This window comes from Sporocytophaga myxococcoides (assembly GCF_000775915.1).
GTDB classification, from domain to species: Bacteria; Bacteroidota; Bacteroidia; order Cytophagales; family Cytophagaceae; genus Sporocytophaga; species Sporocytophaga myxococcoides_A.
The window spans coordinates 480,259-489,871 of sequence record NZ_BBLT01000005.1 but is presented as its reverse complement, the minus strand read 5'-3'; the positions used below and the strand labels follow the sequence as shown (position 1 = coordinate 489,871).

The window sequence follows — 9,613 nt, the reverse complement described above, 5'->3', positions numbered from 1 at the left end:
CTGCGGAATGATTGTGGGAGTAGCTGCCCAAAAACTTCCCGATATGGACTTTTCTGAACAAATCAGACAAGCTAAAGCTGCAAGATTAGAACAAAACAGAAAAAGTACCTGTCCGAAGTGTTAAGTTCACTTCTTTCAGATACTTTTTTTATTCTACTTTTTTAAAATCTCTTTCTTAAAAACAATTCTTCTCAAACTTACTCTATCTATCTCTTTCAACCTTTTCATTTTCATCGACTTCGTTACAGCGAAGTATTACTTGCGGAATGATTGTGGGATTTGCTACCCAATTAGTAATTTTTCAATTTATCATTGATAATCTTAGCACAGTCTTTTCCAAACGCTAAACCAACATCGTATATAGGCTTCTCTATTTTTTGAGTTTTAGATTTAAATAACTCAAAATCTCCTTCTCTATAAATTTTAATAAGCTCCTTTAGTTCCAACTCAGAATAATTCGAGTAATAAATTCTTTTAACTTGGTTGAGATATGTTTCATAGTTTATACTCTTTTTAATCTCAAATTCAATATTTGACGGTGCCTTAGGTTTATTCTGAACCTGCTTTCGAATAATACTATTTATAACCACTTCAGCACTTTCCCTGGTTTTTGTTAATCGTAACAGTTCATCTACAAATTTTTCTTTTGAATCTTTTTGTACAACATTAAATTGGCTTATAAAAAACACAAAAACACTTATTAACAGGTTCATTAATTTAAAATTTAGCCTATTTAAATTATTAATTTTTCATTTGCTAATTAGAATGTCCATTATTTGATACAGTAATAGAAATGAATAAACTATTATACTCAAAATTTTTTATTATTTTTATTATTATTCCAGAGATCAATATTTAGCCTCTTTCCATCCTCAACCTTCAAAACAAGAAGTTCTTAAAATATAATATCCTTTTTTTAAAACTTTAAAATATTAGAGCATATTTATGCTAATTAAATTAGTCAGCATCATTATATAGGACAATCTTATTAGGACTTTCTTGAACATAATTTAGCCCCGTTCTTTCAATAAATCCTTTTAATAGTTCAATATACAATAAATTCTTTGAAGTGATATTTAGATGCACTAAATCATCAGTTTCATAATTAACATCATCAAATTCTATGTTCAGATTAACCATTATAAATTCCCATTCATCTGAATTTACATGTTTTCTTTTTTTAACATCACTTATTATTTCTTCTAACCCTTTTAAGTTATTTTGGTCTCTATTCTTAAATATATCTTTAGATAAATGTTGCTCTATAAATTCCCAACTCCCCAAGTTTTTAAGTTCTCCTGTATTCTTATTATAGAATAAGGGTCCCCCTCCAACACTCCTATGTTTTTCATGAAAACCACTTTCGTATAATTCCTTAGTAACATAAAAAACATAAATAGAATCTTCATTATCCAAAATCTCCATTATATGATACTCATCACCTAATTTTTTTTCAAAAAAAGCCTTATCCATTTTTACAATTTTATTTAGAATCTGAAATAATATCAAACTTTCCATATAGCTTATCTATGTGCTCCTTAGAAAATTCTATTCCATTTTGGGTATCTATAAACTTCCATGAACCATCCTTGTTTTTAATAGCATTAAATGCATGTGCATCATAATCAGGTTGAGCTTTACGAAGCTTTCCTACTATGATCGCACTATTACTCTTTACCTCATCCAGTTTTTTAGATAGGCCCTTAAAGCCACCATATGCATATGAAACAACATAGTTAGGGAATGCTTTTTTGATAGTATTAATATATTTTGAATCAGCTCCACTCAATTTAGCAATTTCATTAATTTTTTCCGCTATTTTCTTTTCAAAAGCAATTGCGCATAATACACAATTTCTATCACCATCAAAAGGATTAATTTCTTTTTTCAATTTAGATAACCCTTTCCCTGAAACATTTCCACTTGCATCAATAGTTGCACCAGCTGCTGCTTTACTTTTCCTAAAATCTTTAAACTTATCTAAATATTTCGAAAGTGCTCCTCCTGAAAGTGATCCTATAACAGCTGCACCTATTTCATTTCCAATTAAATATTGATCTTCATCGGTCGCTTTGCCTGATAGTACTCTTTCTATTACATCCTTGTATTCAATAAACATTCCTCCAATTACTCCTATTGGGTCCGTAGCTATTGCAGAAAAAGCATCAATCATATCAGCCCTAAATTTCGCATCCGTTAGATCCGCAGCTAAACCAACCATTCCAAATGGTGATCCCTCAAACGCTCCATCTATCAATCCTGCGGCTAAAGGGGATAACTCTATTCCTGCTTTAGCTAGCAACTCTGATGGTTTCGGATATTTACCATCTTCATCAACAAAATAAATTGGACTATTTTGGGCGTAGCTGTATGGGCTAATGTTAGGGAATACTTGACTATATGGATCAATAGTAATAAATCTCCCTATTCGTGGGTCATAATTTCTCGCCCCAAAATCATAACTATCATGAAACTCCCCCTCCCTCTCCATTCCGTTGAAGCCATAACGATATACTCCAGAACAACTTTTCTCAGTTATCTTTCAACAACTTCGCACACTTTTTAAAGAACGTTTTTATTTAATGCTCACTTCTTAAGCAGTAAATACCAGCCCACTAAGATATTAATAATTGTCATTAAAGAACTAACTGCGATTAAAATTTCCATAATTAATAAATGATTTTAATGCTTTTAGTCAGTTTTGGATTAAAGTTTTAAGAACATTCAAACTATTTTTTCTTTCATTTGAAAAAAGAAGGTTTAACGTTTTTTTGAATGAGGTGCGCCCCTTACTGCTCTGACTATAACACTGATATTTTCCGGGCGAACCTCATTCAAAAAAATGATCCGGGGGTTTGGGGGTGGACGACCTCCCAATAAAAAAATATGCGAAGCGCCTTACGCCTGTGGCTCGTGCCTTGTCTGAGCGCAAGCGAGTAGCACACTAAAAGGCCGCTATATAACCGGCTTTGCCGATGTGCGGTTGGTTCGGGTGGACATCGTGCGGCTATTTTACATAATAAAGTTATATAACTAAGCGCATAAAAAAAGTGCGCTTCTCTGCCCTCTGTTCCTTGCTCTATGCTTTACTTTCACGCTGCTCTTGGCTCTGGCTCTGAACCTTCCGGCGCACACCATAATTCCGCGCGTGCTTATATAACTCTTATTATGTAAATATAGCTTTGGTGTGGCTCTTGCTCTTTCTTAATGTACTGTTATTTCCTCTTCTACTGTGCGGGGGCTCAAGGCTCTTACCGACCTTTGGTCGGGATGTGCCTTGCTTTGGGCGGGCTTCATTGTTTAATGCTCTGCCCTTTCCTTTTCCACTAGCAAGAGACACGCAGGGCACGGCTCGGGTGGGTATGGGGATTTGGGTCAGCGGATTGGATGGTAACTTTGTATTGCGCTCTTCAACGCTTCAACATTCGTCTGTTTATACTTTTCTGTTGTAGATGGGTATTTATGTCCGGCAAACACCTGGACTATTCTGAGGTCATTTCCGGCACTTAGAAGGTTGGTAATAACACTTTGACGGATTGTCTGACAGTTTACCTTACGTGGGTTATAATGCATCCTGAAGCTCCTTTTAACGTGTTTGGTAATATTTTCTCCTTTCATCGGACCTCCTCTATGGCCAATGATAAAAATATCGCTCTGAGTGCCCTTTAAGAGTTTGGGACGGATTTCGGTCTGGTAGTGATGAAAAAGTATGATCTGGGTAGGCTTTAAAGTCAGTTCTCTGCTGTTGTTTTTTCCGCTTCCTCTTATGTAGACTGTGGCACGGCTCAGGTTGATTTCATCTGCTCTAAACTGCGTTATCTCTTCCGGCTTTAAAGCCTGATAGATCAGTAAGCTCATCAGCACTTTATTTCTATACTCCAGTGCATTGTAACGCTCTTTCCGGTTTAGGAGCTGTTCCAGCTCTTCAGTTGTAAAAAGGTCCTGTAGCTGTATGTCCTTGCTTTGTTTATCTCTTAGCCGTATTGCTTTGCCGGGATTGTCTTTGCGTTTGCCTGTGCTGCTTAAAAAATCGTAGTAAGCTTTGATACTGCTGAGTATTCTGGATAAGGTTTGGGGATTGCGATAACGGGTTCTTAAGCTGCCGATGTAGTTTACTATATCCTGGTATCGGGCCTTATCCGCTGCGGGGTTGTTACCCTGGTAGATTTCTATTTCACGTTTGTAGCTTTGCGCTGTTTTGGCTGTATACCTGCTTTTCAAGTACTCTTCTAATGTTTTCATGTTATTTCATCCTGATAATAGTTTATTAAGCTGACCTTCGTTTATTTTTGTATATATCTGTGTGGTTTCTAAATGGCTGTGGCCTAAAAAGTCTCTCACCTTTTCAAGCTCAAGACCTGATTCCAGTAAGTGTGTGGCTATTGAGTGCCGTAAGTGGTGAAGGCTGGCTTCTTTGGTTATTGCTGCTCTTTGCAGGATGGCTTTTAAGATTTTATTATAGCTGTTCCCACTCATTCTATGGCCTTTTTTATTGAGTATAAAAGCTTCGATGTCTTTCACTTTGCTTTCTGCTGCTCTTTCATGCAGGTAATAGCTTTCAAGATCATGGCTTACTTTCGCTGTCATCGGGATGGCTCTGCGTCTGGCTCCTTTACCGTCTCTTACATAAAGAATCTGTTTCTTAAAGTGTATGTCCCGTATATTCAAGCCTTCTCCTTCGCTTCTTCTCAGTCCACAGGAGTAAAATAAATGAAGGATGGCCGTTTCTTTTAAGCTGGTACAGCTCTCTAACAACTGTTTGATTTCGCTTTGGGTAAGCGGTTCACGCTGGCCGGATTCAGGGCTTTTGAACTTCAGCACACTGATAGGATTGTAAGTGATTTCTCCGGTTTCTTCCAGCCAGTTAAAAAACACCCTCAGCGCATAAACGTGATGATTAATATAACTCTCGCTTAATCCACCTTCCCTTTTCCTGTTGGGTCTGATCTGCAACCACTCGTAAAACTGATGTATGTGAACTGCATTCAGCTCGCTTGTACCCGTGCCATTGTGGCACTCTAAAAAGTCTTTAATGCAGTCAGGAAGCATGTAACAACTGCTTGGGCTGTAGCCCAACTGTATTAAATAACTCTTAAAGCCTTTGATTTGATTTTCCTGTGCTGTGGTCATACCTGATTACTTTTATGACGTTTTTCTAAAAAAGGTGTTTGAGCATATTTTCCGAACACCGAACACCAGCCACAGGGTGGCAGCTTTTTATCTATTTATCAACGATTTATACTTACTTCTGGCGTTCAGCTGGTGTTCGCTGGTGTTCACTTTTGATAGTCTCCAACTGATTCTGAAGGCTTCTTTTGATCCTTTCCCGCATGGCTGTATAATTATCCCAGTGGACTATCTTGTATCTAAAACCACGATTGGCAAAGCCGTATTGCTGTAAATATTCGACTTCGATTAACTGATTAATATAATGGTGCTGCTGGGTCTTGCCCAGTCCTGTAGCCTCTCTCACCTCGAAGCGGGTAAACTCATAATTACGGCTTTTCTTTCCTATGTGGCTTTTTAGCTTTTCATAAAACTGTCTTAAACTACCGTCCAGCTCGTCTACTTTCAGGACTATACTTTCAAACATGATCTCCACGGCCGTTTCTATGTCTGCGATTTCCGTTATCAGTCTTTGTTTATCATCCTTCTTTCTCTGGTACTGATTAAGTACCGTTACCATCTTTACAAAGCTTTGGAACAGGTCGTTTAATCTCCTGATCTTGTGCGCTTCTTCAGGAAGGTGTATTTTATTAGCATAGGGATTTACTACCTTAAAGGGTTTCAGCTCACGGATAAACCTCTGTATAAAGTGCTTGGCTTTCTGCTCCTCTTCTTCCTGTATGCCTCCGGCTGCCCTGTTATTTTGATAGGTAATTACCCGCTTAGTCTGTTCTGCGCTTTCGTCTACAGACACTAAAAAACATCTGCTCATATTGTCCTCATAGATTTCCCCTCTTGTAGTACAGGCAAGGGAGGCAATAGGCCCCTTTACTGTCTTTTGTCCCGCTATGATCTGGCCGTTTTCAAGCTTGCTGCTGGTGGCGCTGTTCAGCTCTCCATTAGATTGCAACTCTCTAAAAGCGAACTCCGCTTCTTCGCTTAATCCGTCTATATCTTCAAGGCAAAGTAGCCTATTAATAAAGTATTTCTCAGGATAGTTGTATAAAACCTTATCGGACACGCGTGTCAATTTTGTAACCCTTTCTTTAGGAATACAGTCTGATATTTGCTTTAACAATCTGGTCTTTCCGCTTCCGCTGCTGCCTTGTATAAGTGCGTGAAGGGTTTCAGGCATCTTGTAACTGGCTGCTATAATGAGCAAAAAGATTCTGTTCTTTTCCTCTCCTACTATACCCGCTTTACCTAACAGCTCATTAAGATTATTAATAAGATTTTCTTTCTTTCCAAAAAACTTTATCTGCTGTCTTTCCTGCACGGTCAGAGGGATTATAAGTTCTTCAGAGTCTTCACGGTTATTGCTTGCGCTTAACAGTTCCTGCTCCCTGAACTCGTCCAGTAAGTCAGTAAGTTTATAAATATCTGCTTCTAATAAATCCTTTCTAAGATTGAGTTTTTCAGCCACTTCCTTACAAAGTTTTTCTACCTGCTTATCTTCGTAAAGATCAAGTTTGTTCCTTGTCTTGTAACTGATTTCAGGGTGTTCGATTACAAGGGTCACTTTCATGCTGTCAAGCTGTTTGCTCACTCCCCCCTGTATGTAGTAGTTTGCTGTGGCCGTCTTGTAGCCTATTTTAAAAGGATTTCTGGTATTCAGGCCGGAAGCTTCGGGTTGTGACTTTTCTTTTTCAACTGGTATGCCTGTTTCCTTCTGTGGCTCTCCACCAGTTGAAAAAATAAATGTTCTGCTTTCTAATAAGTGGTGGAAGATTTCATGCTGGTGGGCTTGTGCAGTCTCGTTTACGTCCTTACACGGCAATTCCAGTTTACTAAAAGTGATGTGTGGCAATAGTTCTCTTAACTGTGCTGCGTATTTCTCTGCTGCTTTGTTTCCGGCTTCGTCATTATCAAAGGCGAAGATGATTTCTTTAAGATCTTTTAGCTCTCTGATCGCCTCTATATGTTCAGGTGTGAGCCTGTTCGTGCCATAAGCTGCAAGTAAACTATACTCTTTGCTGATCGCTTCTATTTGTAATAATGTAGCCGTATCTATAATACTTTCACCTATTATCAACTTTTCGGTTTCCGCTTTCGGATAATGAGGATATAAACCACTGCTCTCTTTTAAATAGTAATGCTTCTGGTTGTCTTCGTTTACGGTGCTTCTGAAGTACATACCTGTTACCTGTCCTGATCTGTTTCTTAATGCGAACGCCAGACAGTACTTTGCAAAGGGCTTGTACGCCTGACCTCCCGTTCTGGTATTACTACCAAAGGGACTTAGTAAACCTACCTTCAGACAGCTTTGTATTAATGCCTCATCTTTCCGCTCTCCGTGGTGGAACTGGCCTGTATTATAGCCGATCTCAAGTTTTGTATAGTCAAGCCCTCTTTGTTCTATGTAGTCTCTTGCGGGCTTTGAGTTGTGTACTGCATTTTTAAAGTAAGTAAACATGTTTGTCAGCACGGCCGTCCTTGCCACTTGCTGGGGTATGGTGGGTTTCGGGGCTGATCCGCTTAACAGGTCTTTGGCTTTCTTTATTGCTTCACCTTTGCTGCACCTTTCTTTGTGCATGATAAAGTCAATAACATCAAGGCTTCTGCCGTGGGTCGGGCAGTTGGAACTGAAGCAGTAACAGGTATGTGTCTTATGATACACCTGCATGCTCGGGGTTTTATCCTCATGGAACGGACAGTTCAGCCTCATGCTCTTGTCAGGCTTCAGGCCATAATATCTGAGTATGTCTGCCAGTGTCAGCTCCGCCTTGATGTCTTTGATCTCCATTAGCCCTGATGCTTTAATATGTCGTGGATGGTACGCATTTCAAGGTCAAGCGCTGTAAGCAGGCCCTGAAGACGGGAAAACTCGCCCAGTATATCGCCTTTATCAAAATATTCGTAACCTCTCCCCTCTATCTTCTCTCTTATAAGGTGCAGCTGGTAAAGGCTGTGGCTCATTCTTAAGCTCTCTCCGAAGAGCTGGCCTAAGCGGAAGCGTAGTTCTTTGGTGGTTTCGGCTTTCATGACAAGTGCGGGGTTTCAGGAGCCAGAATGATTGTTTTTAATATGTAAAGCCTCTCATAATTGAGTAGTGTGCTTTTCAGGTTCTCCGGTTCATGCCTTAAAAGTAGTATCATACTTAACATAGCTTCGTCCAGGGCCATAGCAAACGTCTCCGGACTGGAATAATCCTTTAATTGGCTTTTAAAGGAGGTTGAAAGTTGGTTTCTGATCATTTATGAAAAAATATTTTAGTTTTTTACCATTGCTAATATTTGGTACAAAACTATAAAATTTTATAACTCACACAAAGAATATCTAATTTTTATTAGTAATTTTTTAGCAATACATTTGATTATTCAGCGCATAAAAGCGCATTTAACACCATTTATTACAGCAATATGGATACTTTTGGTAAAAAACTACGAGAGTGCAGAGAGGTTAAAGAGCTTTCCCAAAATGAGCTTGCAAAGCTAATTGAAGCACACCACTCTATTATTGGCAAGTATGAACGTGATGAAGTAAAACCAACTATTGATGTAGTTAAAAAAATGGCTCAGGTCTTGAATACGACTGTTGGCTATTTACTAGGAGAGACTAAACAGCAGGATGTTTTAAAAGATCCTAAAATGTTAAAGCGTATTAATGATATTGAAAATCTTCCTGCAAAGGACAAAGAATGTCTTCTGCTTACAATTGATAACTTTATTAAAGCTACTAAATTAAATTCCTTATAAACATAAAAAAGCCCGAAAATTATTACCTCCGGGCTTTTTAGTTCTGTACATTATCATAGATTCCGTCTGGTGAAGACACCAGCCGGGGAGTAGGCATACACAGTTTTTAACCATATAAATAAAAAAGTCCCGAAGACAACGGCCTTCGGGACTTTTTAGTAGTTTCTTATTTCACAACCGCCAGTTTATAAACTGGCTCCCATTTGTAGACACAAGTCACAGACTTGCGCCAGAGCGTGATTTTCATTCTCGGCACACCGCGCGCTAGCTGGAAGTCACTAACTTCCCCTTTTAAGGTTGTCCAATGAACCCCAAACTGCAAACCCATCACCTGTTAACCCAACAATAGAGATGTAGTCCATTTGATCTACTCCTTTTTTATTGGTTAATTGCCAAGGTTCAGCTATCGTTTCATCTTGAGGGTTTCCAGAAATTTTCAAAACAGTATTATCTATAAATGTAAAAACAATATCAGATGAAGAAAAACACTCAACTTTTTGAACTTGTTTTAAATTCACTTGATTTAATATTAATAAATCCTTTTGCTCCACAGTTAAGTCTTCAATATTAATATCTGGGTATAATTCAAGATCTGAATCAATGAAAATCTGAATATCTCCATATTGTCCCCTAAATTCAATAAACTTCATTTGATGTAGAATTCCATAACTTTCTACAGATGATTCTATTAGTAATAGGGATACAATCCTATTTACATTTTCTAGCACTTCTTTTTTATTTAAATCCAACTT

Annotated in this window: 10 protein-coding genes; 1 reads left to right on the top strand and 9 read right to left on the bottom strand. The window is 38.1% G+C overall.

Translation table 11 applies throughout. The annotated features are described in order from the left end of the window. Nucleotides 1-290 precede the first annotated feature (290 nt). The 8 genes from MYP_RS14475 to MYP_RS14440 all read right to left on the bottom strand — a co-directional run bounded on the left by MYP_RS14475 (nucleotide 291) and on the right by MYP_RS14440 (nucleotide 8,360). Nucleotides 291-713: a hypothetical protein gene (locus tag MYP_RS14475; RefSeq protein WP_045464615.1), complete on the bottom strand. Its 423-nt coding sequence runs from the start codon at nucleotides 711-713 to the stop codon at nucleotides 291-293. 244 nt (nucleotides 714-957) lie between these two features. Next, nucleotides 958-1,518 (bottom strand): hypothetical protein, encoded by a 561-nt coding sequence (locus MYP_RS14470; protein ID WP_045464613.1) that lies wholly within the window; start codon nucleotides 1,516-1,518, stop codon nucleotides 958-960. Further along, on the bottom strand, nucleotides 1,484-2,539 hold the full coding sequence (locus MYP_RS14465; protein WP_262506777.1) for an RHS repeat domain-containing protein: 1,056 nt from the start codon (nucleotides 2,537-2,539) through the stop codon (nucleotides 1,484-1,486). Before MYP_RS14465 ends, MYP_RS14470 begins: the two co-directional genes overlap by 35 nt. A gap of 836 nt (nucleotides 2,540-3,375) precedes the next feature. Beyond that, a complete protein-coding gene (locus MYP_RS14460) occupies nucleotides 3,376-4,242 on the bottom strand; it encodes a tyrosine-type recombinase/integrase (protein ID WP_045464609.1) in 867 nt (288 codons plus the stop codon). A 6-nt stretch (nucleotides 4,243-4,248) separates the two neighbouring features. Beyond that, nucleotides 4,249-5,130 carry a tyrosine-type recombinase/integrase gene (locus MYP_RS14455; protein ID WP_045464607.1) on the bottom strand — a complete coding sequence of 294 codons (882 nt, stop codon included), beginning with the start codon at nucleotides 5,128-5,130 and terminating at the stop codon, nucleotides 4,249-4,251. A 112-nt stretch (nucleotides 5,131-5,242) separates the two neighbouring features. Next, a complete protein-coding gene (locus MYP_RS25740) occupies nucleotides 5,243-7,909 on the bottom strand; it encodes a toprim domain-containing protein (RefSeq protein ID WP_081990526.1) in 2,667 nt (888 codons plus the stop codon). Continuing rightward, on the bottom strand, nucleotides 7,909-8,148 hold the full coding sequence (locus MYP_RS14445) for a hypothetical protein (RefSeq protein ID WP_045464605.1): 240 nt from the start codon (nucleotides 8,146-8,148) through the stop codon (nucleotides 7,909-7,911). Before MYP_RS14445 ends, MYP_RS25740 begins: the two co-directional genes overlap by 1 nt. Next, nucleotides 8,145-8,360 (bottom strand): hypothetical protein, encoded by a 216-nt coding sequence (locus MYP_RS14440; protein WP_045464603.1) that lies wholly within the window; start codon nucleotides 8,358-8,360, stop codon nucleotides 8,145-8,147. Before MYP_RS14440 ends, MYP_RS14445 begins: the two co-directional genes overlap by 4 nt. Before the next feature lie 165 nt (nucleotides 8,361-8,525). On the opposite strand from MYP_RS14440, the gene MYP_RS14435 reads away from it, so the two are divergent. Further along, nucleotides 8,526-8,861, top strand: a complete 336-nt coding sequence (locus tag MYP_RS14435; protein WP_045464601.1) for a helix-turn-helix domain-containing protein — start codon at nucleotides 8,526-8,528, stop codon at nucleotides 8,859-8,861. Nucleotides 8,862-9,139: 278 nt separating this feature from the next. Here MYP_RS14435 and MYP_RS14430 read toward each other — a convergent pair whose 3' ends face one another. Beyond that, a complete protein-coding gene (locus MYP_RS14430) occupies nucleotides 9,140-9,610 on the bottom strand; it encodes a hypothetical protein (protein ID WP_045464599.1) in 471 nt (156 codons plus the stop codon). Nucleotides 9,611-9,613: the final 3 nt, after the last annotated feature.

Coding starts and splice junctions, on each gene's coding strand:
- MYP_RS14475 (WP_045464615.1), bottom strand. CDS start 713: ATGAACCTGTTAATAAGTGTTTTTGTGTTTTTTATAAGCCAATTTAAT.
- MYP_RS14470 (WP_045464613.1), bottom strand. CDS start 1,518: ATGGAAAGTTTGATATTATTTCAGATTCTAAATAAAATTGTAAAAATG.
- MYP_RS14460 (WP_045464609.1), bottom strand. CDS start 4,242: ATGAAAACATTAGAAGAGTACTTGAAAAGCAGGTATACAGCCAAAACA.
- MYP_RS14455 (WP_045464607.1), bottom strand. CDS start 5,130: ATGACCACAGCACAGGAAAATCAAATCAAAGGCTTTAAGAGTTATTTA.
- MYP_RS25740 (WP_081990526.1), bottom strand. CDS start 7,909: ATGGAGATCAAAGACATCAAGGCGGAGCTGACACTGGCAGACATACTC.
- MYP_RS14445 (WP_045464605.1), bottom strand. CDS start 8,148: ATGAAAGCCGAAACCACCAAAGAACTACGCTTCCGCTTAGGCCAGCTC.
- MYP_RS14440 (WP_045464603.1), bottom strand. CDS start 8,360: ATGATCAGAAACCAACTTTCAACCTCCTTTAAAAGCCAATTAAAGGAT.
- MYP_RS14435 (WP_045464601.1), top strand. CDS start 8,526: ATGGATACTTTTGGTAAAAAACTACGAGAGTGCAGAGAGGTTAAAGAG.